Source organism: Sedimentitalea nanhaiensis DSM 24252 (assembly GCF_000473225.1).
Classification (GTDB): Bacteria; Pseudomonadota; Alphaproteobacteria; order Rhodobacterales; family Rhodobacteraceae; genus Sedimentitalea; species Sedimentitalea nanhaiensis.
Genome location: NZ_KI421509.1, coordinates 2,205,741 through 2,232,310 on the forward strand (window position 1 = coordinate 2,205,741; position 26,570 = coordinate 2,232,310).

General features: G+C 60.5%; 18 protein-coding genes, 3 tRNA genes and 3 rRNA genes. 9 read left to right on the forward strand and 15 right to left on the reverse strand.

Translation table 11 applies throughout. The annotated features are described in order from the left end of the window. Window positions 1-350: 350 nt before the first annotated feature. On the forward strand, window positions 351-1,469 hold the full coding sequence (locus NANH_RS0112645; RefSeq protein WP_245601454.1) for an alpha/beta hydrolase family esterase: 1,119 nt from the start codon (window positions 351-353) through the stop codon (window positions 1,467-1,469). Window positions 1,470-1,857: 388 nt separating this feature from the next. Here NANH_RS0112645 and NANH_RS0112650 read toward each other — a convergent pair whose 3' ends face one another. The 9 genes from NANH_RS0112650 to msrP form a co-directional block, all read right to left on the reverse strand. Further along, entirely contained in the window at window positions 1,858-2,565 is a 708-nt protein-coding gene (locus NANH_RS0112650; RefSeq protein ID WP_139236696.1) for a hypothetical protein, read from the reverse strand. A gap of 534 nt (window positions 2,566-3,099) precedes the next feature. Beyond that, window positions 3,100-3,176, reverse strand: a tRNA-Met gene (locus NANH_RS0112655). Between the two features lie 69 nt (window positions 3,177-3,245). After that, window positions 3,246-3,360: ribosomal RNA gene (gene rrf, locus NANH_RS0112660) — 5S ribosomal RNA — on the reverse strand. An 88-nt stretch (window positions 3,361-3,448) separates the two neighbouring features. Then, a 23S ribosomal RNA gene (locus NANH_RS0112665) occupies window positions 3,449-6,276 on the reverse strand. Between the two features lie 440 nt (window positions 6,277-6,716). Next, window positions 6,717-6,792 (reverse strand) — tRNA-Ala (locus NANH_RS0112670). Window positions 6,793-6,933: 141 nt separating this feature from the next. Continuing rightward, a tRNA-Ile gene (locus tag NANH_RS0112675) sits at window positions 6,934-7,010 on the reverse strand. Between the two features lie 141 nt (window positions 7,011-7,151). Continuing rightward, a 16S ribosomal RNA gene (locus tag NANH_RS0112680) occupies window positions 7,152-8,617 on the reverse strand. The 16S, 23S and 5S rRNA genes sit together here with 3 tRNA genes alongside, the layout of an rRNA operon. 659 nt (window positions 8,618-9,276) lie before the next feature. Continuing rightward, complete coding sequence (msrQ, locus tag NANH_RS26190) at window positions 9,277-9,912, reverse strand: protein-methionine-sulfoxide reductase heme-binding subunit MsrQ (RefSeq protein ID WP_051372407.1); 636 nt, start codon at window positions 9,910-9,912, stop codon at window positions 9,277-9,279. Window positions 9,913-9,916: 4 nt separating this feature from the next. Next, window positions 9,917-10,819: a protein-methionine-sulfoxide reductase catalytic subunit MsrP gene (gene msrP / locus NANH_RS0112695; RefSeq protein ID WP_027262362.1), complete on the reverse strand. Its 903-nt coding sequence runs from the start codon at window positions 10,817-10,819 to the stop codon at window positions 9,917-9,919. Between the two features lie 204 nt (window positions 10,820-11,023). Here msrP and NANH_RS0112700 point away from each other — a divergent pair, with 204 nt between their 5' ends. Beyond that, on the forward strand, window positions 11,024-11,464 hold the full coding sequence (locus tag NANH_RS0112700) for a hypothetical protein (RefSeq protein ID WP_027262363.1): 441 nt from the start codon (window positions 11,024-11,026) through the stop codon (window positions 11,462-11,464). A 251-nt stretch (window positions 11,465-11,715) separates the two neighbouring features. Here the strand turns inward: NANH_RS0112700 and NANH_RS0112705 are convergent, their stop codons facing one another. Next, complete coding sequence (locus NANH_RS0112705) at window positions 11,716-12,339, reverse strand: TetR/AcrR family transcriptional regulator (protein WP_027262364.1); 624 nt, start codon at window positions 12,337-12,339, stop codon at window positions 11,716-11,718. Window positions 12,340-12,472: 133 nt separating this feature from the next. Here NANH_RS0112705 and mbfA point away from each other — a divergent pair, with 133 nt between their 5' ends. The 6 genes from mbfA (at window position 12,473) to NANH_RS0112735 (ending at window position 17,382) form a co-directional block, all read left to right on the forward strand. Then, the gene (mbfA, locus tag NANH_RS0112710; protein WP_027262365.1) at window positions 12,473-13,447 is read left to right on the forward strand and encodes an iron exporter MbfA; all 975 of its coding nucleotides are present in this window, start codon (window positions 12,473-12,475) and stop codon (window positions 13,445-13,447) included. A 41-nt stretch (window positions 13,448-13,488) separates the two neighbouring features. Beyond that, the gene (locus NANH_RS0112715; protein WP_027262366.1) at window positions 13,489-14,433 is read left to right on the forward strand and encodes an AEC family transporter; all 945 of its coding nucleotides are present in this window, start codon (window positions 13,489-13,491) and stop codon (window positions 14,431-14,433) included. Window positions 14,434-14,520: 87 nt separating this feature from the next. Then, window positions 14,521-15,351 (forward strand): S-formylglutathione hydrolase, encoded by an 831-nt coding sequence (fghA, locus tag NANH_RS0112720; RefSeq protein WP_027262367.1) that lies wholly within the window; start codon window positions 14,521-14,523, stop codon window positions 15,349-15,351. Window positions 15,352-15,355: 4 nt separating this feature from the next. Then, window positions 15,356-15,814, forward strand: a complete 459-nt coding sequence (locus NANH_RS0112725) for a YaiI/YqxD family protein (protein ID WP_027262368.1) — start codon at window positions 15,356-15,358, stop codon at window positions 15,812-15,814. A 36-nt stretch (window positions 15,815-15,850) separates the two neighbouring features. Continuing rightward, a complete protein-coding gene (locus NANH_RS0112730; protein ID WP_027262369.1) occupies window positions 15,851-16,471 on the forward strand; it encodes an HAD family hydrolase in 621 nt (206 codons plus the stop codon). Then, window positions 16,468-17,382 carry an ornithine cyclodeaminase family protein gene (locus tag NANH_RS0112735; RefSeq protein WP_027262370.1) on the forward strand — a complete coding sequence of 305 codons (915 nt, stop codon included), beginning with the start codon at window positions 16,468-16,470 and terminating at the stop codon, window positions 17,380-17,382. Before NANH_RS0112730 ends, NANH_RS0112735 begins: the two co-directional genes overlap by 4 nt. 105 nt (window positions 17,383-17,487) lie before the next feature. Here NANH_RS0112735 and NANH_RS0112740 read toward each other — a convergent pair whose 3' ends face one another. Then, window positions 17,488-18,741, reverse strand: a complete 1,254-nt coding sequence (locus NANH_RS0112740) for an MFS transporter (RefSeq protein WP_027262371.1) — start codon at window positions 18,739-18,741, stop codon at window positions 17,488-17,490. 147 nt (window positions 18,742-18,888) lie between these two features. Here NANH_RS0112740 and zapE point away from each other — a divergent pair, with 147 nt between their 5' ends. After that, window positions 18,889-19,947, forward strand: a complete 1,059-nt coding sequence (gene zapE, locus NANH_RS0112745; protein WP_027262372.1) for a cell division protein ZapE — start codon at window positions 18,889-18,891, stop codon at window positions 19,945-19,947. Window positions 19,948-20,084: 137 nt separating this feature from the next. Here the strand turns inward: zapE and NANH_RS0112750 are convergent, their stop codons facing one another. From NANH_RS0112750 to NANH_RS26195, 4 genes are read right to left on the reverse strand one after another with little or no spacing between them, the layout of a single operon-like run. Next, a complete protein-coding gene (locus NANH_RS0112750; protein ID WP_027262373.1) occupies window positions 20,085-21,359 on the reverse strand; it encodes a bifunctional folylpolyglutamate synthase/dihydrofolate synthase in 1,275 nt (424 codons plus the stop codon). After that, entirely contained in the window at window positions 21,356-22,339 is a 984-nt protein-coding gene (gene accD, locus NANH_RS0112755) for an acetyl-CoA carboxylase, carboxyltransferase subunit beta (protein WP_027262374.1), read from the reverse strand. The genes NANH_RS0112750 and accD overlap by 4 nt, the downstream gene beginning before the upstream one ends. A 60-nt stretch (window positions 22,340-22,399) precedes the next feature. Next, entirely contained in the window at window positions 22,400-23,296 is an 897-nt protein-coding gene (locus NANH_RS0112760; RefSeq protein ID WP_036049822.1) for a CPBP family intramembrane glutamic endopeptidase, read from the reverse strand. Further along, a complete protein-coding gene (locus tag NANH_RS26195) occupies window positions 23,289-26,405 on the reverse strand; it encodes an ABC transporter transmembrane domain-containing protein (protein ID WP_051372409.1) in 3,117 nt (1,038 codons plus the stop codon). The genes NANH_RS0112760 and NANH_RS26195 overlap by 8 nt, the downstream gene beginning before the upstream one ends. Window positions 26,406-26,570 lie beyond the last annotated feature (165 nt).

Sequence of the window (26,570 nt, forward strand, 5' to 3'; positions counted from 1 at the left end):
TCCCGATGATCTGCTCTTCTGAAAATCGTGACTTCTTCATATTCCGTCTCCAATGCTTGGGACAGATCCTACTCAAAAGTGGAGGAGGTTTAAGGTCTCAGGTCAAGCGCCGTGCACCGGTGGTTCCGGCGCGCAATCTGTCGGGCAGATGTCTGGCAAAATGTTTGATCATCTGATCTGCGCCATTGAAGCCCCGGATTATCGCCGCAACCGGGGCCGCAGATGCCACTGAGCCATTTCGGCCCCCAACAATCTGCGCAGCAGTCGAAAAGGTCATGGACACGCGCACCGCACTGCGCTTGTCGCGAAACACGACCTTGCGACGGGGCGCGTTGCTCCGCAGAACTCATATGGAAACAGCAATCGCCAGCCCGCTGCGGGCCTTCATCACCGACGCAATACGCATTTTCGGTTTCCAGAAGATGCCATTCGTGCATCGCGCAGACCGTTTGGCCAGCGAGCGACGGCACTGCCGGACGTTCCGGACTTCCAAATGCATTGGCGAACCGTTTGAAGCCGAACCGTGCAGAATGCCGACTTGCAACAAAAAGATTCATCGAGTGGATCACCGCCATGGTAGGATGACCGCGAGGCGCATCGTCGCGAGGATACGAAATAGCCAAGGGGGACTCATGATGTTTCATCGGTTCTTGCTGATCCTGGCGTTGCTCATTCCCGCGGATCGGGCGCTTGCGCTCGATTGCGGCGGCGCAACTCAGTCCTGCATTGTCGCCGACGGAGAGTACCACATCGCCATTCCGGACGGATGGCAGGGCGGGCCTGCAGTCATGCATCTGCACGGCTATGGAGGCAGCGGCGCCAAAGCCATCGGCAGGAAAGACTTTGTCGAGCGGTTCACCTCGCGCGGCTACGCTCTGATCGCACCCAATGCGTTGCCGTGGGACGAGGGCAAGCCCAGGGACTGGGCGGTGCGCGACGGATGGCTGATATACCCCCGGCGTGACGTGTTATTTCTCCGCGCAGTACTGGCCGATGCCGTCATGCACTTCGATGTCGATCCAAATCGGTTGCTGCTGACCGGCTTCTCGCGCGGCGGGTCGATGGTTTGGGACATGGCTTGCCACGCGCCCGATTTCGCGCGGGCGTATGCACCGGCTGCAGGCGGGTTTTGGTTGCCTATGCCCGAGAATTGCACCGGACCCGCGAGCATCTTGCATGTTCATGGGTTCGCCGATGCAACGGTTCCACTCGAAGGTCGCTCGATACACAGTGAAGAGTATGAAATCACGATCAGGCAGGCCGATATCTGGGAAGGCTTGCAGCTTTGGCGGCGGGAAAACAGCTGCCCGAGCAATCCGGCGGAACATGAGATTTCAGATGGCATATGGCGCAAGCGATGGAAATGCGAGGACGGCAGCCTTGCGCTTGCCTTGCACAAGGGAAAACACGGACTGCCGCCGGGTTGGACATCCATGGTGCTTGACTGGTTTGAAAGTCTGGACAACTGAAATTTTTGTGGTCCGGAAAGGCGAGCGCGGCTGGGATCTCTTGCGGAGGAACGGATGCGTTGCCCATGGTCATGTCATTGATGACCTCCGAGTCAACTTGCGGCATTGCCGCGAAGGCGTTCTTTTCAGGCACGTCTGCATGTCGGTTTCCTCTGTCTTGGCGCGACTTGACCCGCATCTGCGATGAATGACCACAGACCGCCCGGACGACGGTTTCAGGGTTCCCGGAACGCAGCGCGTGGGTTCCCGGCTATCTTCGTGCCCGTCGCCGCCGGACGTCAAACGGGGCTTGCTGAATTCCTGAACATGGCCTGGGGCGATGCGATCTTGTCCTTTGCTGGAATGAGATACGCGTTCCGTCGATGCCAGGGCCCGTCCAGCAACCGATCTATTGCGACCGCCCATCGCGCGGTCCGGGTTCGGGTTTCCGCGCGCTGGTTGTGCGCTCCAGCACCATGATCCGTGCCGTCAGGGCGCGGCGGGCCTGGGCGACCTTGGTGCGCAGGCCCTTGGGCAAAAGTCGGGCGATGTCGAGGATGGCCTGGTCGGCGCGCTTGATGTCCGCAAGTTCGGTGACGATCCTTGCCGCGGCGGTCCGTTCCGCGTCCTGGCGGGCGCGTTTTCGCAGGCGTTCGAAAATCACGGAAAACGCCTTGCGCGCCCAGGCGAATCCTCGCCCGGCCTTGCGTTGCGGTGGGAACGAAACGGGTTGGGATTCGCCCGCTTTGTCCGGCAGCGGCTGTCCGGTTTCATCCATCGTTTCCGCCGCCACGCCGTCTGCAAAGGCGAGGACATCTTCGGCTTCATTCTCGCGCTCGGCCACCGCCCGCTTGCGTGTCTCGACCGCGGCGGCCGCTTTCGCCAGGCGCAGTTCTTCCTGCGCACGCCAGTTCGCCGGGCGCACATGGCGGCGGTTCGCCGGCGGCGTCCGTCCATCCTGCAGCGCCTCGCGGATCGCCTGTTTGCGCCGTTCGCCGCGCACCAGGCCGATCTCGGAGAACCATTCACCGACGCTGTCCTGCGCCGCCTCGTAGTCGCGAATCAGCGGGTGGATCGAAGGCTGCAGCATCCGCTGCAGTTTTGAGAAATTTCGCACTGATTTGATTACTAGCCACGAATTTTCCATTCCTTATAATGGCAGTAAGATCTGCATTTTGGATGTCTGGAAGTTGTTAAGCCGCAGCTTTGATCATATCGAGCAAAGAGACCCTACTGCGCGAATAATGAATTTGAAGCTCTTCGTAAACGATGGCACTAAGTCGATTGTAGCTTATCGCGTAGGAGCGCTGGTGAGACATTAACGGTCGCTTGAGAATGCGGCCTATCTATGTGTCTTTGGAATAGCCCTCTGAAAGTGATCCACCAACTGGGATAGATTTTCCCCTATTGGATGTCCCCTTTGGAAAAGCTGCACCGCAGCGTAGTAGTAGCGACGCTCGGATAACCTGTTTGGGCCGTTCGCGTTTGCGTTGGCACTGGTTCTTGTTGTGCTGATCTAGCTTGCGTGTTGCGTGTCCGCAACAGTCACAAGCCGCGTCCGTTTGCTTCCACAGTGCTTCCAGTGGTGTTTCGGGAACGCGCGCGGCCACCCGGAGGTGGCTTCTAGCGTGTTGTAATTGGTGTATTATTTTGGTTGCGGGAGTAGGATTTGAACCTACGACCTTCAGGTTATGAGCCTGACGAGCTACCGGGCTGCTCCATCCCGCGCCAAATGCCTCACGGGTTCGTATTGAGTGAGGCGTCATCGTTAGAGAGATACGACAGAGGGCTTTTTAGGTTTGGCAGTGACCTACTCTCCCACGCCTTCAGACGCAGTACCATCGGCGCTACAGTGCTTAACGATCGGGTTCGGGATGGGACCGGGTGTTTCACTTGCGCTATGACCACCAAACCGAAAAAGCCCTCTGTGTTCCAAGTCTTGTACGCTGTGTTTGTGTATGCTTTTGATTTATCTGGTAAAAGTCTGTCTTTTACTGGATCAAATCAAGCCTATCGAGCAATTAGTACCAGTCAACTGAATGCATTGCTGCACTTACATCTCTGGCCTATCGACGTGGTGGTCTACCACGGCTCTCAGGGATACCTTGTTTTGAGGGGGGCTTCCCGCTTAGATGCCTTCAGCGGTTATCCTGTCCGATCGTAGCTACCCAGCACTGCTATTGGCATAACAACTGGTCCACCAGTGGATCGTTCACCCCGGTCCTCTCGTACTAGGGGCAACTCCTCTCAAGTATCCTACACCCACGGCAGATAGGGACCGAACTGTCTCACGACGTTCTAAACCCAGCTCACGTACCTCTTTAAACGGCGAACAGCCGTACCCTTGGGACCTGCTCCAGCCCCAGGATGAGATGAGCCGACATCGAGGTGCCAAACACTGCCGTCGATATGGACTCTTGGGCAGTATCAGCCTGTTATCCCCGGCGTACCTTTTATCCGTTGAGCGATGGCCCTTCCACTCGGGACCACCGGATCACTATGGCCGTCTTTCGACTCTGCTCGACTTGTCAGTCTTGCAGTCAGGCTGGCTTCTGCCATTGCACTCAACGAGCGATTTCCGACCGCTCTGAGCCAACCTTCGCGCGCCTCCGTTACGCTTTAGGAGGCGACCGCCCCAGTCAAACTACCCGCCACGCAGGGTCCCGGATCCGGATAACGGACCGCGGTTAGACATCAAGAGTGCGAAGGGTGGTATCTCAAGGGTGGCTCCACAAGAACTAGCGTTCCTGCTTCAAAGCCTACCACCTATCCTGCACATCACAATCCTGATGCCAGTGCGAAGCTGTAGTAAAGGTGCACGGGGTCTTTCCGTCTAACCGCGGGAAACCTGCATCTTGACAGGTAATTCAATTTCGCTGAGTCTATGTTGGAGACAGCGGGGAAGTCGTTACGCCATTCGTGCAGGTCGGAACTTACCCGACAAGGAATTTCGCTACCTTAGGACCGTTATAGTTACGGCCGCCGTTTACCTGGGCTTCAATTCAAGGCTCTCACCTCTCCTTTTAACCTTCAGGCACCGGGCAGGCGTCAGACCCTATACGTCGTCTTGCGACTTCGCAGAGCCCTGTGTTTTTAATAAACAGTCGCCACCCCCTGGTTTGTGCCCCCAGCCAATACTTACGTAGAAACTGGGCCTCCTTCTCGCGAACTTACGGAGGTATTTTGCCGAGTTCCTTCAACATAGTTCTCTCAAGCGCCTTGGTATTCTCTACCAGTCCACCTGTGTCGGTTTAGGGTACGATCTCACGGAGGGCTATTTCCAGGAACTGATCAGCGGCCTGCCCAATCCGATAAGGGCAAACAACCTTCACAATCCGTCACATCCTCCTGGCCCAGGAATATTAACCTGGTTCCCATCGACTACGCCTTTCGGCCTCGCCTTAGGGGTCGGCTTACCCTGCTCAGATTAGCTTTAAGCAGGAACCCTTGGACTTTCGGCGAGAGTGTCTCTCACACTCTTTGTCGCTACTCATGTCATCATTCTCGCTAGTGATCTCTCCACCGGATGGCTCACGCCCCGGCTTCATCGAAAGCTCCTTGTGTCCAATCCTTCCGAAGAAGGTAAGGACACATGGAACTATGTCACACTACGCTCTGCTACCATGCCTTACGGCATCCTCAGCTTCGGCTCATGGCTTGAGCCCCGTTACATCTTCGCCGCAGGACAACTTGATTAGACCAGTGAGCTGTTACGCTATCTTTAAAGGATGGCTGCTTCTAAGCCAACCTCCTGGTTGTTTTGGTCGTCCCACCTGCTTTCCCACTTAGCCATGAATTAGGGGCCTTAGCTGGAGGTCAGGGTTGTTTCCCTCTTCACTACGGACGTTAGCATCCGCAGTGTGTCTGCCATCTAGTACTCCTCGGTATTCGGAGTTTGGTTAGGATCAGTAAGCCTGTGGGGCCCCATTACCCATCCAGTGCTCTACCCCCGAGGGTATTCGGATGACGCTCTACCTAAATAGATTTCGCAGAGAACCAGCTATCTCCGAGTTTGATTGGCCTTTCACCCCTAGGCACAACTCATCCCGACCTTTTTCAACAGGTGTGGGTTCGGACCTCCAGTAAGTGTTACCTTACCTTCATCCTGGTCATGCCTAGATCACTCGGTTTCGGGTCTGATCCCACGAACTCGACGCCCTATTAAGACTCGCTTTCGCTGCGCCTACACCTAACGGCTTAAGCTTGCTCGTGAGACCAAGTCGATGACCCATTATACAAAAGGTACGCTGTCAGGGCGCAAGGCCCCTCCAACTGATTGTAGGCGTTCGGTTTCAGGTACTGTTTCACTCCCCTCGTCGGGGTGCTTTTCACCTTTCCCTCACGGTACTGGTTCACTATCGGTCAGTAAGGAGTACTTAGCCTTCGAAGGTGGTCCTCCGATCTTCAGACAGAATTTCACGTGTTCCGCCCTACTTAATACGTCCAATCGTGCTTCATATACGGGGCTATCACCCACTATGGCTGTGCTTCCCAACACATTCTATTCACATTCATGGCTCGGCTGGTCCCCGTTCGCTCGCCGCTACTAGGGGAGTATCAATTGATGTCCTTTCCTCCGGGTACTTAGATGTTTCAGTTCCCCGGGTTTGCCTTTATAACCCTATGTATTCAGGTCATAAATACCTGGTTAACCTCATTATTGATAACCTTGCGGCTAACAATAACAAAGTATCAGGTGGGTTGCCCCATTCAGAAATCCATGGATCAAAGCTTATTCTCAGCTCCCCATGGCTTATCGCAGAGTATCACGTCTTTCATCGCCTCTTACTGCCAAGGCATTCACCAAACGCCCTTTTCGCGCTTGATTTGATCCAGAAAAAGAAAGACTTGCGCCCTTCGCGACCACAGAAGCTGGTAAGAAACTGTGGCCCTTATTCTGAACCAAAAGCATACTTTTTCCCGCCTGGCTTGCGCCAGACTTTGGTTCAAATCCCGTGCGGAACTTGAACCGGGTTAGTGTACTTGACTTGGACAACGCTGTCTTTTTCAGCTGGCAGACGCATGATCGGTCGAGGAAACAACCGCCACATACGCTCGCCCCGAAGGGCACCAAACTGAGATCCTCCACCTACTCGTGGCGATCAAACAGTGTTGTATTTGTATCTCTCTATACGATGTCAATTCGTCTGCAGAACAGACGTTCAAACATTCCGCGAATGCTTGAAGATGTGTTCTGCGATCTGCCCTGATGGCATCTCGGTGCCGCCCGGCAAATGCACCTCGGTCAATTCCCGCACAATTGCACGATGGTGGAGCCTAGGAGGATCGAACTCCTGACCTCCTGAATGCAAATCAGGCGCTCTCCCAGCTGAGCTAAGGCCCCACGTTGAGCTGCAAGGCAACTCGACGAGCGCGGAAAGCGAATTGCGCAGCAATTTGCGGCGCGCCCGGTGAAAGTTATGGCTCTCGTCGAACCCCTTCGGAATTCCACTGCCGCCGCGTTCAACCCCAAAGGATTGAACGATGGTGGGTCGAGGAGGACTTGAACCTCCGACCTCACGCTTATCAGGCGTGCGCTCTAACCACCTGAGCTACCGACCCAAGACAGACCGGTAGGTCTGTGATTAACTACTGAAGAGATATGAGGACGGTCCGGTTCGATGTGACCGGCTTTGTTTGCCGATCTTCTGCTAAGTGTTCCACGATCAAGAGCAAGCTCTGTGATGCTAGGAACATCCTTAGAAAGGAGGTGATCCAGCCGCAGGTTCCCCTACGGCTACCTTGTTACGACTTCACCCCAGTCGCTGAGCTCACCGTGGTCCGCTGCCCCCTCCGAAGAGGTTGGCGCACGGCCTTCGGGTGAACCCAACTCCCATGGTGTGACGGGCGGTGTGTACAAGGCCCGGGAACGTATTCACCGCGTCATGCTGTTACGCGATTACTAGCGATTCCGACTTCATGGGGTCGAGTTGCAGACCCCAATCCGAACTGAGATAGCTTTTGGGGATTAACCCATTGTCACTACCATTGTAGCACGTGTGTAGCCCAACCCGTAAGGGCCATGAGGACTTGACGTCATCCACACCTTCCTCCCGCTTATCACGGGCAGTTTCTTTAGAGTGCCCAGCCGAACTGCTGGCAACTAAAGATGTGGGTTGCGCTCGTTGCCGGACTTAACCGAACATCTCACGACACGAGCTGACGACAGCCATGCAGCACCTGTCACCGAGTCACCGAAGTGAAAACCAGATCTCTCTGGCGGTCCCGGGATGTCAAGGGTTGGTAAGGTTCTGCGCGTTGCTTCGAATTAAACCACATGCTCCACCGCTTGTGCGGGCCCCCGTCAATTCCTTTGAGTTTTAATCTTGCGACCGTACTCCCCAGGCGGAATGCTTAATCCGTTAGGTGTGACACCGAATAGCATGCTACCCGACGTCTGGCATTCATCGTTTACGGTGTGGACTACCAGGGTATCTAATCCTGTTTGCTCCCCACACTTTCGTACCTCAGCGTCAGTATCGAGCCAGTGAGCCGCCTTCGCCACTGGTGTTCCTCCGAATATCTACGAATTTCACCTCTACACTCGGAATTCCACTCACCTCTCTCGAACTCAAGACCAGGAGTTTAAGAGGCAGTTCCAGGGTTGAGCCCTGGGATTTCACCCCTTACTTTCTGATCCGCCTACGTACGCTTTACGCCCAGTAATTCCGAACAACGCTAGTCCCCTCCGTATTACCGCGGCTGCTGGCACGGAGTTAGCCGGGACTTCTTTACCAGATACTGTCATTATCATCTCTGGCGAAAGAGCTTTACGACCCTAAGGCCTTCATCACTCACGCGGCATGGCTAGATCAGGCTTGCGCCCATTGTCTAAGATTCCCCACTGCTGCCTCCCGTAGGAGTCTGGGCCGTGTCTCAGTCCCAGTGTTGCTGATCATCCTCTAAAACCAGCTAAAGATCGTAGACTTGGTAGGCCATTACCCCACCAACTATCTAATCTTACGCGGGCCAATCCTTCTCCGATAAATCTTTCCCCCGAAGGGCGTATAAGGTATTACTCACCGTTTCCAGTGGCTATTCCTTAGAGAAGGGTATGTTCCCACGCGTTACTAACCCGTCCGCCGCTCCACCCGAAGGTAGCGCTCGACTTGCATGTGTTAGGCCTGCCGCCAGCGTTCGTTCTGAGCCAGGATCAAACTCTCAAGTTGAAAAGCTGTTGCCAGCTTATCCTTGACGTTCGAACCTCTGCACATCGCCCCGGTGTTCAGCCGGGGCAGTTTCTGTTTGTTGTGCTTCAGGTTTTCATAAGAAAACAAGAAACCGTCCAAACAGTGAAGCTGACACTAGATCATCGGGTTGCCCCTACTAGCGCGATATACAGAAGGTTGATCCATCGAATGAACCAAACCGCCCACATATCTCTTCAGATACTATCAATTTCAAAGAGCGTAGAGACAAAAGAAACTGAGATGCGCCCTTTCTTTAATGGCGCGCCCCGCCTCACTTACCTCTGATTTTATCGTTCCGCCTCGTCTCGGTCCGTTCCGTTTCCAGTTCGTCCCGCCCGTCTGGCGCCCCGTTGGTGCATCTCTGCGCCGCCGGTGAAGGGGGTTCTACGGTTAGTCCGCCAAACCCGCAACCCCTTTTTTCCAGAAACGCCATCTTTTTTGCAGAAAAGTATTTAATCTCATGAAATCAACGCCTTCCATCCAACCCTCCCCCAGAAAAACACCCCGGACCGCCGCCAGAACCACAGAAATCTCCCGGCACATCACGACTCACATACAGCGCTAACACCAAATCTTGCGGTCGCGACCCGGAAACACACATCAAACACCCGGCAACACCGCCAAAAACGAGTCGCACATCAACCCGATTCACCCACACCACCCGGCCGCCGCACCCCCAAACCGAAAAAAAACCCAAAAATCCGCAACCGCATCATCAACAACAACAACACAAACAAAACATACACAAATGGCTCAAACTGCAGGCCCTTTACCAGCATCGCAAAATGCAATGCCCCGAGCACCGCAATGACATAAACCAGCCGATGCAGACGCCGCCACATCGCCCCAAGGCGCCGCACGGACCGGTTGTTAGAGGTGACCGCCAACGGGATCATCAGGACAAAACCGGCCATCCCGATTGAAATATAGGGCCGTTTCAGGATGTCCGCCCAGATCTGTTGCGGCACCTGCACGTCCAGAACCAGCCAGACCAGCAGATGCAGGCAGACATAATAGAACGCCAACAGCCCGAGCGACCGTCGAAACCGCAGCAGGTTCAATCCCGCATACCGGCGCAGCGGCGTGACCAGCAAACCAAGGACCAGAAATTGCAGGGCAAGCCGCCCCAGCTCATGCTCCAGCGCCTTGATCGGCTCGACACCCAGCCCACCGGTGACCCCGAGGTAAAACCACACCGGAGCAGGAAGCGCCCCTACGATATATACTGCCCACACAGGGATGTGTCGCAGCAGCGTATTGAGGCGGGCAATCATCGGATCAGAAGTTCCGGACCAGATCCATGCCATCATACAGGGCCGAAACCTCCCGTTCGTACCCGTTGAACATCAGCGTCGGAACCTTGGACGCAAAAAGCCCACCACCGATCTTGCGTTCGCTGGCCTGACTCCAGCGCGGATGATCCACCGTCGGATTCACATTGCTGTAAAACCCGTATTCGCGCGGCAGGCTCTTGTTCCAACTGGTTGGCGGCTGAGTGTCGGACAGGGTGATCCGCACCACCGACTTGATCGACTTGAAACCATATTTCCAGGGTACCACCAACCGCAGCGGTGCGCCGTTCTGATTTGGCAGCGGCTTGCCATAAAGCCCGGTCGCCATGATGGTCAGCGGATGCAGGGCCTCGTCCAGCCGCAGACCCTCGACATAGGGCCAGTCGAGCACCGGATAGCGCACGCCCGGCATCTCTTCGGGGCGATACAGGGTTTCGAAGGCCACAAATCTCGCTTCGGGACGCACCCCGGCCAGCGCCAGCAGATCGGCCAGCTCAAAGCCGTTCCAGGGCACCACCATGGACCAGGCCTCGACACAGCGCAGACGATAGATCCGCTCTTCGATGGTCATCTTCGACAGGATATCCTGCATGTCATACGCACCCGGTCGCTCGACCATACCGTCGATGGTCACGCTCCAGGGGGCGGTGGTCAATGCCCCCGCATTGTTGGCCGGATCCTCTTTGCCGGTGCCGAATTCATAAAAGTTGTTATAGTTGGTGATGTCGTCCCAACTGTTGGGCGTCAGATCCTCGACGGCCACAGCCGGCCCGGCCAGGGATGCCACCCCCGCACCGGCAAGTCCGGCCATGATCTGGCGACGATTCAGATAGACGCCGGGTGGTGTAATATCTGCGGCAGTAAGAGTGTTCTTCCAACGATAGGCCATCGGGCGCTCCTGTTCTTTTCCATTCCGAATTAGACTGCCATGGCAGCGCGTCCAAAACATTTCGTCTCACATTTCAGAGATGGCGTTGAAATCTTGCCCGGCGCTGCGGTGAAACCAATCGCCAATCCCATTCGGACTTTGCTATATGTCGCCAGCGGGCATCGCCGCATAACCCACACGTCACCACATCACAGGAGCACACATATGAAAGCTTTGGCATTGGGGGCCGTTCTGATCGGCGCGGTTCAGGCGCTGTCGGCGCAGGACATCGTGACATACGAGACCGATCAATCGTTCGACGATGTGACCTTTGGACTGGAAAGCGCCATTCTGGACCGGGGACTGGTCATTGACCATGTCAGCCACGTGGGCGAGATGCTGGAACGCACCCGCGCCGATGTGGGGTCTCGGGTCGTGCTGTTCGATCGGGCGGATGTCTATAGTTTCTGCTCGGCCACCCTGTCGCGCAAGGTGATGGAAACCGATCCCATGAACATTGCATTCTGCCCCTATGGCATTTTCGTGGCCAAAGTGGCGGACCGGCCAGGGCGGGTCATCGTCGGGCACCAGAGCTTTCCCAAAGGCGCGATGCAAGAGGTTCAGGACCTGCTCAGCACCATCGCCCTCGAAACCATCGGACAGTAGGTGCGTGCCCGTTGCCCCACCGCCCGACAGGACATGTTCCGTTCTGCACAGGCATCCGGGCAAAGCGGCGAAACGTCTCTCGCGATCGGCAAGGCATATTTGAAAGACCATCTTACCGCGTTCGGTCGGGCGGTAAAATGGGCGCACGGATGCCCGATCACTGCCCGGTACCGCGTTCAGAGACCCCGATATGCCTGCAAGCGATGCCTGTTTTCACGCAGGGATCATAGTCGGGGGCGCGCTTCAGCCCCCTACGTCACGACTCCGTATCGGGCCAGAAAGGTCTCGACGGCGTTGTCGACCACGCTCTCGATCTCGTCTGACGTGAAACGGGTCTGTATCCCCAGCATCGCCCGCATCCACAGCTTGGCCTTGCACAGTTCCAGAAACTGTTCCGCCGCCATGTCCAGATCATCGATCCTCAGCGTGCCATGCGCCACCGCACCTTGCATATACCCGACCAGGCGGGCATGCCCCGTTTGCGGGCCGCAGGCATAAAACGCCGCGCCCAGCTGCGGGAACCGGTCCTGTTCGGCCACGCAGATGCGAAACACCTGCTGCGCGAAATCCGACAGGATAAAGGGCACGATCTGCCCGGCGGCGACGGTCAGAACCTCGCGCGGCGGGGCACGATCGTCGATAAGCTCCAGCGTCTGATCCGCCATGCGCTTGCATTCGGTGGTCGCCACCTCGATGAACAACAGGCGCTTGTCCGGGAAATAATTATACAATGTTGCCTTGGACACCCCGGCAGTGCGGGCGATGTCATCCACGCTGGCGCCCTCAAAGCCATCGGCCATGAACACCTGACGCGCGCCCTGCAGGACCTGCTCGAATTTGCGCCCGGTGCGCAGGATGGTGTCCGGCTGATCCATTGCTGCTCCGCAGTTTACATCTTGGCTTCATGATATAAACCGTTTGGTTCAGTTGCAACAACACTTGCGGGTACTGCGCTTGCGTTTTGCGCTGACGCGGCTATTTTGGAATCATTCTAAAAAGAGGGTAATCATGCGCTTCACGACGCAACGAAAACGGTTCCGTGATTTGTCCGAACAAGAAATCATCGCACTGGCGATATCTTCAGAAGAGGACGACGCCCAGATCTATCGCGGCTACGCCGAATCCCTGCGCGCCGACTATCCGGCCAGCGCGCGGATATTTGATGGCATGGCCAGCGAAGAAGACGATCACCGCGCCCGCCTGATCGCCCTGCACCAGCAGCGGTTCGGGTCCACCATCCCCTTGATCCGCCGCGAACATGTGGCCGGGTATTACACCCGCCGCCCGGTCTGGCTGGTCGAGAATCTGGGGCTGGACCGGATTCGCGAGGAAGCCGAGGCGATGGAGCGCGACGCCGAGCGGTTTTATGTCGCTGCCGCTGCCCGCACCACCGATGCGGATACCCGCAGGCTGCTGGGCGATCTGGCCGCCGCCGAAGCCGGACACCAGGAATCCGCCTCGGATCTGGCGAACCGGCATCTGGACGCCGACACCCGCAGCAACGAAGACGCCACTGCGCGCCGCCAGTTCATTCTGACCTGGGTGCAGCCGGGGCTGGCCGGGCTGATGGATGGCTCGGTGTCGACCCTGGCGCCGATCTTTGCGACCGCCTTTGCCACCCAGGACACCTGGACCACCTTTCTGGTCGGGGTCGCGGCCTCGGTCGGCGCGGGCATTTCCATGGGCTTTACCGAGGCCGCCTCGGACGATGGCGAACTCTCGGGGCGCGGCTCGCCGCTCAAACGCGGGCTGGCCTCAGGCATCATGACCACGGTGGGTGGCCTGGGCCACGCCCTGCCCTATCTGATCACCGATTTCTGGACCGCCACGATCCTGGCCTTTGTCATCGTGTTTTTCGAACTCTGGGCCATTGCCTGGATTCAGAACCGCTATATGGAAACGCCGTTCTTTCGCGCCGCCTTTCAGGTCGTGCTGGGCGGGGCGCTGGTGCTGGCGGCGGGTATCCTGATCGGCTCGGGCTAGGGGGCCTTGCAGCTCTGCGGGCTTGCCGCTAGGCCTGTCTCATGGTCGAGATCTTCCTGCGCACGCTGCCCTTCTTTGCAATCATCGCACTCGGCTACTGGGCCGGGCGCACACGGTTTTTCAGCGAAGAGGCCACCGCCTACCTGACCAAATTCGTGTTCTATTTCGCACTGTCGGCAATGCTGTTCCGCTTTGCCGCCAACCTGCGCCTGGCCGAGGTGTTCGATGGCCGCCTGATCATCGCCTACCTGTTGGGCAGCGCCGTTGTCTACGGCATCGCCACCGCCGTTGCCCTGCTGCGCGGACTGGACATGCAGACATCCGCAGTCGAGGCGCAATGCGCGGTGATCGGCAATGTCGGCTTTCTGGGCCTGCCCATGTTCGTCATGCTGTTCGGCGAGGCTTCGATCGGACCGATGATGTTGGTGCTGGCCACCGATCTGATCGTGTTCTCCAGCCTGATCGTTATCCTGATCAACGGCGCGCGCGACGGGCGGATGAGCCTGGCCATCCTGCGCACCATCGCGCTGGGGCTGTTGCGCAACCCGATGATCGTGTCCATCTCCCTGGGGCTGGCCTGGTCGGCGCTGGCCCTGCCGATCCCGGATCCGATGAACGACTTTTTGGCCATCCTGGGCGGTGCCGCGACGCCGGGGGCGCTGTTTGCCATCGGCGCTTCGCTGGCGGGCAAATCTGCCGAACGGGTGCAGGTTGCCGGCTGGCTGACCTTTTGCAAGCTGATCCTGCATCCCCTGGCCGTCGCGATTGCCGTTCTGGTCCTGATCCCGCTCGATGCGTTTTCCGCCGTGATCGTGGTGTCTGCCGCCGCCATGCCGGTGGCGGGCAATGTCTATATGCTGGCGCAGCATTACGGCATCGCACCGCACCGGGTCTCGGCCGCGATCCTGTTTTCCACCGCCTTCAGCATCCTGACCTTCCCCGTCATCATGGCCTGGGTGCAATCGGGCCAGCCCCCCGGCGGGTAAATATTCCGACCAAAACCGCCTGCGCACTGGACGTCGCCATCACCGCCCGATAGCTCGGAACACAGATCGCAACCCAAGGGGACAAAAATGCAAACCGTTTCTGAAAACACCTGTTTCGGCGGCGTTCAGGGCGTCTATTCCCATGCCTCGACCGCCTGCCAATGCGACATGACCTTTGGCCTGTTCCTGCCCGCCGAGGCACGCGACGGCCCGGTGCCGCTGCTGTGGTATCTGTCGGGGCTGACCTGCACCCACGAGAACGCCATGACCAAGGCGGGCGCTCAGGCCTGGGCCGCCGACCATGGCATCGCGCTGGTCTTTCCCGACACCTCGCCGCGTGGCCCCGGCGTCGCCGATGACGACGATTACGACCTGGGTCAGGGCGCCGGATTCTACGTCAACGCCACCCAGACCCCCTGGGCGCCGCATTTCAACATGTGGGACTATGTGACCGAAGAGCTGCCCGCGCTGCTGACCGACAAATTCGCCATCGACGGCGACCGTCAGGCGATCACCGGCCACTCGATGGGCGGGCATGGCGCACTGACCATGGCGATGAACCTGCCGGGGCGGTTCCGCTCGGTTTCGGCCTTTTCGCCGATCTGCAACCCCACCGCGTCCGACTGGGGCCGCAAACAGCTGACCGCCTATATGGGCGATGATGAAACCACGTGGCAACGCCATGACGCGACGGTGATGATGGGACGAACCGGCTTTGACGGTCCGGTGCTGATCGACACCGGCAGCAAGGACCAGTTCATCGACCTGCTGCGCCCGGAATCCATGGCCGCCGCTATCGCCCTGCGCCGCCAGCCCGCCACGTTCCGGCTGCAACCGGGCTACGATCACAGCTATTTCTTCGTCTCCTCCTTCATCGAGGAACACGTCGCCTTTCACGCCCAGGCCCTGTGGGACTAGGCCGTTGGGCGCGCTTTATCTCGACGCCGACGCCTGCCCGGTGCGGGCCGAAGCGGAACGGGTGGCAACCCGCCATGGCTGGACCATGTATGTGGTCTCCAACGGCGGGCTGCGCCCTTCGGCCAATCCGCTGGTGCAGACCGTGATCGTGGCCGACGGTGCCGACCTGGCCGATATGTGGATCGCCGAGCGCAGCGGCCCCGGCGACGTGGTGGTGACCGGGGACATCCCGCTGGCGGCCAAATGCGTCGCCACCGGGGCGCGGGTGCTGCGCCACAATGGTACGGCGTTCACCGAGGCCAACATCGGCCAGCAACTGGCGATGCGCGATCTGATGGCCGACCTGCGGGCGGCCAACCCGCTGGGCACGGGCGGCGGTGGCAAGGGCTTTACAAAGGCCGACCGCTCGCGTTTTCTGGACGCGCTCGAACGCGAGATACGCACCGCCAAACGCAACGGCTGAGCGCCCGCAGGCCACCGGCGGCAGAAGGAACAGACCATGCACCCCCAGGCCGTCGTGTTCGACATCGGCAACGTGCTGATCGAATGGCAACCGGAACGCTTCTACGATGCCCGCATCGGCCCCGACCGCCGCCGCGCCCTGTTCGCCGCCGTCGATCTGGCGGGCATGAACGACCGTGTCGACATGGGCGAAGATTTCACCGATACCGTCTATGGTACCGCAGACGCGCACCCGGACTGGCAACGGGAAATCCGCCTCTGGCACCACAGCTGGATCGAAATGGCGCAGCCGGAAATCCCCCGCTCGGTGCGTCTGTTGCGCGCCCTGCGTGCCAAGGCGATCCCGGTGTTCTCGCTGTCCAATTTCGGCATCCAGAGCTTCGATCTGGCCGCCACCCACTATCCGTTTTTGCGCGAATTCGACCGTCAGTATATCTCGGGCCATTTGCAACAGGCCAAACCCGACCCCGCGATCTATCAGACGCTGGAAACCGACAGCGGCATCGCCCCCGACCGGCTGCTGTTCACCGATGATCGCCCCGAAAACATTGCCGTGGCCGGCGCGCGCGGCTGGCAAACCCATCTGTTCCAGGGCCCCGATGGCTGGGCCGACCGGCTGATCCAGGCCGGGCTTTTAACCCCACAGGAGGCCGCATGACCATTCCCTACATTTCCTTTGACGAGGGCGAGGCCAACATAGGATGGCTGGAACTGACCGAGGCCCTGGCGCGCGGTCACGATCTGCCCAGGGCCGAGATCGGCGATACCTTCCTGTATCGCGATCCCGACACGTTGTTGTCCCGCTCGGCCTGGATCGACGGTATGGGGCTGGCCGTGAAAACCGCCACGATCTTTCCCGACAACCCAAAGCGCGACATGCCGATGGTCAACGGCGCGGTCTGCCTCTATTCGGATCGCGACGGCACCCTGTCGGCCCTGATCGACTTTCACCTAGTGACCAAATGGAAAACCGTCGGCGACAGCCTGCTGGCCGCGCGCCGGCTGGCCCATGCCGACAGCCGCAACATCCTGATTGTCGGCACCGGCACCGTCGGCAGCGGGCTGTGCGACGCCTTTGCCGCCGGGTTTCCCGACGCGACCCTCACCCTGTGGAACCGCACCCGCGCCAAGGCCGACGCGCTGGCCGCCAGCAAACCCGGCGTGACCGTGGCCGACGATCTGGAAACAGCAGTGTGCGCCGCCGATATCGTCGTGACCGCCACCATGTCCTCGACCCCGGTGATCCGGGGCGCGTGGCTGCAACCGGGTCAGCACCTGAACCTGATCGGGGCCTATCGCCCCGACATGCGCGAGGCGGACGACACCGCCCTGACCCGCGCGCGCATCTTTGTGGACAGTTTCGACACCACCGTCGGTCACATCGGCGAAATCCAGATTCCTCTGGACGCGGGCGTAATCACCCGCGACGACCTGATCGCGGACTACTACGATCTGGCCGCGTTTCAACGCACGGAAGATGACATAACCCTGTTCAAGAACGGCGGCGGTGCACATCTGGACCTGATGACCGGCCGCTATATTCTCGACAAATGGCAAGCGGCGCGCTGATTCTGAAGTTTCGGCCTCGCCCCGAGACGCCCGGCGTCCCCCATCGCGTCGAAATCTTCGAGTTCACGCAGCGATGGGGGACGCACATTCAGGAGGAATGCAGGTTCAGGCCGAAACGCTCCCTGCAGGCACGACCGCCATCGGGCGTTCGCGGATCGGCAGGTGCACGATGGCGCTGAACGCGCCGATGCCGACACCGATCCACCAGACCAGCGTGTAATCGCCATAGAGATCGTACATCCGCCCGCCCAGCCAGACACCCATAAAGCTGCCGATCTGATGGCTCAGAAACACGATGCCATACAGCGTGCCCATGTAACGTAGCCCATAGATCTGCGCCACCAGCCCCGAGGTCAACGGCACGGTCGCCAGCCACAGCGCCCCCATCGCCACGGAAAACAGGATCACCGATAGCGGCGTGATCGGCAGCAGGATGAACGCTCCCGCCACCACCGTGCGCGCGGCATAGATCCCCGCCAGCAGGTATTTCTTGGGAAACCGGTTGCCCGCCCAGCCCGCCGCAAGGGTGCCGGCAATATTGGCCACCCCGATCAGCGAAATCGCCACCGCCCCCAGCGCCGAGGTGGTCGTGATGCCGATGGCATGCAGCATCCCCCCGGGCAGGATCGGCCCGCACAGCTCGGTGACAAAGGCGGGGAAATGCGCGGTGATGAACCCCAGCTGATAACCACAGCTGAAAAACCCCAGGAAAATCAGCGTATAGGACGGATCCCGCAGCGCCCGGATCAGGACCACACCCATGTTCTCGGGCATCTCTGCCGTTTCGCGGCGCGCCGGCGCCCGCATCAACGGCAGGGTCAAAATCATCGCCAGAATCGCGGCGGCAAAAACCAGAAACACCTGCTGCCACCCCAGAAAGCCCAGCATCCATTCCGCGACCGGCGCCCCCACGATCTGACCGCCACTGCCTGCCGCCGTGATGATCGCCAGCGACATCGACCGGTTCTCGTCCGTCGATGCCCGCGCCACCACCGCCAGGATCACGCCAAATCCGGTGCCCGCGATGCCGAACCCGACCAGCCAGCTATAGGTTTGATGCGCCAGCGGGGTCACCGCCTGCGACGACAGCACCAGCCCCAGCGCATAGACCAGCGCCCCGATCACGATAGCCCGGCGATCCCCGATCTTTTCCGCCAGCGCGCCAAATATCGGCTGCCCGATCCCCCAGGCCAGGTTCTGGATCGCAATCGCCAGCGAAAATTCGCTGCGCAGCCAACCGAACTCCTCGGCGATGGGAATCTGGAACACCCCGTACGAGGCGCGGATCGCAAAGCTGACCAGGATGATGGCGCAGCCCACAATCAGGACCGGGTTGAACAAGGTCGCCTTCTCAGTCATCCGCGTATCTCCGACGAGTCAGGCAAATCAGTTAACGGAATCCCACGGTATTACAAATCGGGAATCGTGCGGCCGCCCATCAGCATTGCTGATACATCCCGCGCACTTGCGCTTTTCAATGCCCCCGCCCCGCGCTATGGCTGCGACATGACCGCTGTTTTTGACCTTCATGCCGCCCGCATCGCCGATGGCAGTCTCAGGCCGGACCCGGTGCAACAGGCCGTCCTGCCTGAATTCCAACGCATTGCCACGGCGCTGGCAACGCCGGTAAAACGCGGCCTGTTCCGCAAGGCACCCGACCCGATCCAGGGTCTGTACCTCTGGGGCGGGGTCGGACGCGGCAAATCCATGCTGATGGATCTGTTTGTCGACTCGCTGGACGGGATTGCCAGCCGCCGGGTGCATTTCCACGCCTTCATGCAGGAAATCCACGCCGCCATGCACGTGGCCCGCAAGGCCGGTGCCCGCGATGCGCTGGACCCCGTCGCCGCCGATGTCATCGCCAATCTGCGCCTGCTGGCCTTTGACGAAATGCAGATCACGGACATCACCGACGCCATGATTGTCGGACGGCTGTTTCAAAAACTGTTCGATGCCGGGGTGGTGGTGGTGACCACCAGCAACCGCGTGCCGGACGATCTGTACAAGGACGGGCTGAACCGCCAGCTGTTCCTGCCCTTCATCGAGCTGATCAAGACCCGCATGGTGGTCCACGAACTGACCAGCCCGACCGATTACCGCCAGAACCGCCTGCAAGGCGCGCAGGTCTATTTCACCCCCACCGGCCCGGCGGCCCGCGCCGAAATCGCCGCTGTGTGGGACGATCTCACCGGCGGCCCGGCCGCCCCCCTGACCCTGCATGTCAACAAGCGCGAAGTGGTGATCCCGGCGTTTCGCAACGGCGTTGCCCGCGCCACCTTCTATGATCTCTGCGGCACCGCGCTTGGTCCCGCCGACTATCTGGCAATCGCCGACACGGTGCGGGTGCTGGTGCTCGAAGACATCCCGCGCCTGTCACGACAGAATTTCAACGAGGCCAAGCGCTTTGTCACCCTGATCGATGCGCTCTACGAGGCCCGCGTGCGTCTGATCGCCTCCGCCGCCGCCCAGCCCGAAATGCTCTATGTCGAAGGCGAAGGCACGTTCGAATTCGAACGCACCGCGTCGCGCCTGCGCGAAATGCAGGACCAGGACTGGGGACGCTAAAGCACTTTGCGTTTGTTCCGATCCCTGACCAAAGTCTTGAATCCGGCGATGCGCACCACGCTGCAAACCCCGGTTTTCCTCTTGCCGGAAATACTCCGGGGGAGTCCCGCAGGGACGGGGGCAGAGCCCCCACCCGATCAGCCGTTCTCGCGCAGCACCGATCCCGCCAGATACAACGATCCGCAGATCAGCACCCGGCTGCGCGGCTCCTCGGCCACGATGGCGCGCAGCGCATCGATGACGCTGTCGGCCACATCGGCCTGCAGACCCACGGCCCGCGCCGCGCTCTGCGTCGCCGCGGCAGGCAGGGTATTGGCCTCGCCGGGGATCGACACCGCAGTCAGCCCCTTTACCTGCGGCGCCAGCGGACGCAGATAGCCGGTGACATCCTTGGTGTTCAGCATCCCGCAGATCAGCCGCGTCGGGCGCGGCGGCAGGCTGGCCAACAGCACGCCCAGCGCCGCGCCTGCGGCGGCGTTATGGCCGCCGTCCAGCCACAGATCGGCATCCGGGGCCAGATCGGCCAGCGGTCCGCGAGTCAGCTTCTGCATCCGCGCCGGCCAGTCCGCCCGCGTCACCGCCGCCTCATAGGCCGCATCGCCCAGGCCCAGGTGCCGCAGCGCCGCCAGTGCCGTGCCCGCATTGACGATCTGATGCGCCCCCAGCAGGTTCGGCAATGGCAGATCGCGCAGCCCGGTTTCGTCCTGATAGACCAGCCGCCCGCGTTCCTCATAAACATGCCAATGCTGACCGTGCACCAACAGCGGCGCGCCAACGCGGCTGGCGACATTCTCGATCACCACCATCGCGTCTTCCGCCTGCGGCGCCACGACACAGGGCACCCCACGCTTCAGGATCCCGGCCTTCTCGAACGCGATCTTGCCCAGCGTGTCGCCCAGATACTGCTCGTGATCGATCGAGATCGGCGTAATCACGGTCAACTCCGGCGCGGTCACGACATTGGTCGCATCCAGACGCCCGCCCAGCCCGACCTCAAGCAGGGTGTAATCCGCCCGCGCCCGCGCAAAAGCCAGCAATGCCGCGCAGGTGGTAATCTCGAAATAGGTGATCGCCTCGTCGCCATTGGCAACATAGCACTCGTCCAGCACCGCGCTCAGCGCGGCCTCGTCGATCAGCGTGCCACCCACCCGGATCCGCTCGTGAAACCGCGCCAGATGCGGGCTGGTATAGGCATGTGCGGTCTTGCCCGCCGCCGCGATCCCGGCGCGAATCATTGCCAGGGTCGAGCCCTTGCCATTGGTCCCAGCAATATGAATCACACCCGGCAGATCGTCCTGCGGATTGTCCAGCGCCGCCAACAGCCGCCAGACCCGGTCCAGCGTCAGGTCGATGATCTTGGGGTGCAGCGACATCATCCGCTCCAGGATGACATCGGATGTGGGCGCGCTCATGGCTTGGCAGCGGTTTTTTTGGCTGCCGGGTCGTCCGCCGGCTGCGCTGTCCCGGCCTTGGCTTCATCCTTGGGTTTGTCCAGCCCCTCGGGCTGCGGATCGGGCGCGGGCAGATCGCCGCGCACCGCCGGAGGCAGCCCCATCAGCATCCGCGTGATGGCGATCAGCTCGTCGCGCATCTCGGTGCGTCGGGTGACCCGGTCCAGCATGCCGTGATCAAGCAGGTATTCAGCACGCTGAAACCCGTCCGGCAGCCGCTCGCCCAGGGTCTGTTCGATCACCCGAGGCCCGGCAAAGCAGATCAGCGCGTTGGGTTCGGCGATATGCACATCCCCCAGCATCGCATAGGACGCGGTGACACCGCCGGTGGTCGGATGAGTCAGAACCACGATATAGGGCAACCCGGCCTCTTTCAGCATCTGCACCGCAACGGTGCTGCGCGGCATCTGCATCAGGCTCAGAATGCCTTCCTGCATCCGCGCGCCCCCGGCCGCGGAAAACAGAACCAGAGGGCACTTCATCTTTACCGCCTTTTGCGCGGCGGCAATGATCGCATTGCCCACATACATGCCCATGGACCCGCCCATAAAGCTGAAATCCTGCGCCACCGCCACGATCGGGGCGCGGCCCATGTCCCCGGTCGCGACCAGCATGGCCTCTTTTTCGCCGGTGGCCTTCTGCGCCGCCTTCATGCGTTCGGGATATTTCTTCTGGTCGCGGAAATGCAACGGATCGGCGATCGGTTCCGGCACCGCGATTTCGGCAAAGACCCCGCCGTCAAACAGCGCCGTGAACCGCTCACGCGGCGAGATCACCATGTGGTGGCCGCAACTGGTGCAGACGTTCAGATTGTCGCTGAGTTCGCGGTGAAACAGCATGGTGCCGCATTCATCGCATTTTTGCCACAGGTTCTCGGGAGTTTCGCGACGCGAAAAGATCGAGTTGATCCGCGGGCGGACGTAATTGGTAATCCAGTTCATTGCGATGCCTCTGCTGGCCGGACGTGGCGCCCAGATAAGCGTCCCGGCGCGGAATTGCAATCAACGAGCGATGACAACCCGCGCCGCCAGCCAGCTCACGGCCATCATCGCAAAATCCACCACCAGCCACTGGCGCAGCGCGCCGGTGTCCGACATCGAATAGGGCAGCGTATACAGAGCCAGCCCGCTCAGGCTGTCCGGCAGCGCCACCACCAGCAACGCGATGGTATTGTTGAACAGATGCACGGCGATGGCCGGGCCCAGCGTCCCCGCCCGCGCCGTCAGATCCGCCGTAACCAGCCCGAATACCCCCGACCAGGCGGCGATCAACAGCGCATTGTCACCGGCCTCGGCGGGCAGGTAATGGCCCAGGGCAAAGATCGCCGCCGGCCCTGCCATCCAGATCAGCGGGCTGCGAAACCGCGCCGCCAGCGATTGCTGCAAATAGCCGCGAAACAGGATTTCCTCGGCGGCGGTCTGAATCAGCACCGCCATCAGCGACAGCGGCAAAAGCATCGCCCACAGACCCATCGGCAGGTTTTGGACCAACACCACCCCCATGTCATAGGGCGGCAACACCAGCAGCAACAGACCCAGCCCCGCCAGCATCCGCGCCACCTGCCAGAACTGGCGCAGCGCCAGCGGCAGCGGCCCGGTCACCGTGACCAGGGCGCGGTGCTGCATCAGCTGCGCCGCCACCATGACGCCTACGATGACAAACCCGAAACTGCCCAACAGCACCAGCAACGACCCCGGGCTGTTGCCCAGCACAAACGCCGCCTCGCCGTCGGCGAACAGCCCCGGCGCCACGACCCCCAGCACCCCGAACGCCACGCGGTTCAGGGCCAGCACAACCGCCGCCGTCAAACCCAGCCCCGCCAGCAACCGCCACAGCTGTGGATGGCGTCGCGCGGGGGCAACCAGACCCTCGTGCGCGCCGTAGGCCGGCTCAGCCATCGAGCTCATCCATGATACGATCCAGCGCCTCGGGTTTTTCCTTGTCCGGCCCCAGATCCTTGTAGTTGATGTTCGAACGTATCAGCACCGCGGCCACCCCGGCCAGATGTCCGGCCACCGCTGCCAGCAGCTGCGTCGCCACGGTCGCATCGCTTTCGATCACCGCCTGCAGCTCTTCGGCCCCGATGCGCAGGAAACGCGCGCGGTCGACCGCGATCAGATCCAGCTGCCGCGGCTCCTTGGTGATGATCGACAGATCCCCGATCAGCCGTCCCGGCCCGATGATCGACACCGGCGGCTGGTCGCTGGACTTGTCGGGCCAGCGCATCTCGGCCGTGCCCTCAAGGCACAGATAGGCCGCATCCGGCGGCTCGCCCTTGCCAAACACCACCTGCCCCGGCTCGGCGTCAAACCATTGCGCGCCAAAGGCCAGCAGACGCTGGTTGCGGGCATCCAGACCTGCAAAAAGATCGGCCGAGGCAATCGCCTTCTGCTTGCGGCGCAGATCATCGCCGCCGGCGCCGTCCATCTCTTCGTCGGCCCGCGCCACACCGTTCAGTTGCCCGTTCTTGACCTCGACGAACAGATCGTAGGCGTCCGGATTGTCGAACCGGTCCTCCATGAAGATCAGCGTGGCGTCGGGCAACATATCGCGCAGCGCTTCGCGGGACCGCTTGCGGCTTTCGCTGTCATGGCTGGCCAGCGCCTTGTCCATGATCAATATGTCCGGACGCTTGATCGCGGCGCGGCTGAATGCGGCACGCTCCTGAAACACCGTCGGCAGGTTGGTGCCGCCCAATCCGGTGGGCAGATCGTACAGGATCGCGGCGATACGATGGCGCAGGTTGTGTTCGGCCATGACATCGGCCACCACGTCCTCGATGTCCCCGGCCCGTGCCCCCGCCGCCATCGAAACCCGGCCATACAACGCGTTTTCCGCCACCGTCAGACGCGGCAAATAGGCCTCCGGGGAGATGGCGACAAACTGATCGCCCACCAGTCGGCGCAGATCCTTGGATCTGGCTTTGCGCACCTTCAGGATTTCGTCCTTGAACCGGTCGGGAAAGCTCGACCCGATCTGCTCGGCGGTCAACAGGAAGGGCACCGTCAACAGCAGAGACATTTCCTCCTCGCCCAGTGCCTGTCTGCCTCCGTCCCGGCTTTTTTTCACGATATCCGACAGGCGGTGGTACATCTCGTCTTCCATGCCCAGACGGCGAAACAGCGGGTGATCGGTGCCATCGCGGCCAAAGGTCTTGCCCAGGATGTTCATCACCTCCTGGGCAATTTCCAACCCTTCCTCAGCCAACCCCAACTCGTGCAGAACCCGGATGAAGGCACCGTTTTCAACCAGCATGTCCTGGGTAATCCTGCATGTCGGTGCGGCGAACAGCAGGTTGCCACCCAGCGGAATCGCCGGATTGAACCGGTCCGGTTCAAACCGGTGAACGCAGCCGTCAAAACCCCGCTCCTTCAGCCGCCGGTGAATCTCGGGCCGCAAGGCAACGATATCTTCGGCCAGTTTGCGGTGCCTGGACGGTTCGAACCGCGACCGCAGGGTGCGCCGGAACATCGCCTCGTCAATCCCCATCGCACCGACCAGCTGAAACCACCAGTCGCGAATGTCCTTGCCGTCCTTCAACCCGGCCAGACCGGGATCGACCCAATCCGCCTCCAGCACATCGGTGCTGTTGCCCGACCGGCGGGCCTCGGATGCGCGGTGGTTGCGCTCGTGCGGATCGTACAGCACCGACTGCGGCTTGATCTTCAGCGGCATCAACAGGTTGTCCCCCAGCGTGCCGTCAAACAGATAGGGCCGCGAATGGGCATACCCCACCCGCGCGGCGATCACCGCCTGATGCAATGCGTCCAGCTTGTGACCGGCCAGGGTGACGCTGCCGCGCACCGGCAGCACCTCGCGCGTCAGCAAATGCGCGAGGGCCGTGCGCTCGACCGCGCTGCTGCACTGAATCGCCACCCGCGCGCCCTCGGGGATGGTCAGCGAAATGTCGTCCAGAATCGTGTTGTCGTCACTGTCGCGCACCGTCACGCCCTTGATCTCGATCTCGCCGTTCAGGCGCGGAATATCGTCCGGCTCGCCCTCGAACAGCTCTTGCGGGATCATATCGCGGGGCGCGAACCGCTCGGTCACGACCTCCCAGCGCAGGCTCATGTCCTGAACCTGGTTGTAATAGGCCAACAGCTCTTTCCAGGGGCTCGAAAGATCCTTGTAGGCCGCAATCGCCGCCACCAGCGCGCCCACCGTGATCTCGCCGTTTATCGCCAGATAGCCGCCCACCAGATAGAACGCAAAAGGCGTCATCTGGGTGATGGTGTTGTTCAGAAATTTCATGAAGAATTTCTTCTGATAGATCTGAAACCGGATCTCGAACAGCCGCCCCAGCCGGTCCGTCAGCATCGCCAGCCGATAGCGCCAGCCGCCATTGGCGCGCAGATCGCTGATGCCCGCAGCACTTTCTCCGATCTCGCTGGACAGGTGGCGGATCTCCTGGATCCGGTCCTTGTTCAGCAGGTTGATCTGCCGTTGCAGACGCGGAATCAGCCAGGCCTGCAACGGAATCAGCGCGATAGACGCCAGCCCGAACCACACGCTCTGCATGAACAGAAAGAACACGATGGTCATCATCTGGCCGAACTGGAACGCCGGCTGCGCCACCGCATCGCCCATCAGCCCGCCCATCGGCTCGGCTTCCGAGGTGATCATCGACACCAGTTCGCCCTGGCTGGTGTTGCGGAAATAGGGGCGCGGAAACCGCATCATGCGGCTGATCAGCTGATAGCGCAGCCGTCGCAACATCCGTTCCGACAGCACCCCCTTCATGGTGTTGACCCGCATTTTCATCAGGCCCGCAACAATCACCGTGCCCAGAAACAGCAGGCACAGCAGCAGCAGGTACTGGACCTGCGTCAACTCGACCCCCCACAGGTCAATCTGCGCCGAATTCGCCCCGATGGCATCGTTGATGATTTTCTTTGGCAGCTCCAGCGACGCATACAGGAACGGGAAAGTGATCACCGTCACCAGCAGCAGCATCATCTGCTGGCGCTTGGAATGTTTCCAGATAAACGAAAATAAGGTGGGTTCCATCACCCGGCCCTCGGCGTTGTCAATGTTGCTAGCCTCACACGGAACGCCCGGTCCCAGCGATCAAAGGACGGTAATCACTGCACCGCGCGATTACAAGGTGCGTACCGCCTTGAGACTTGTACCCGGACCAGTGCGCCGCTATTGCGAAAGCAGCCAAAAATTCGG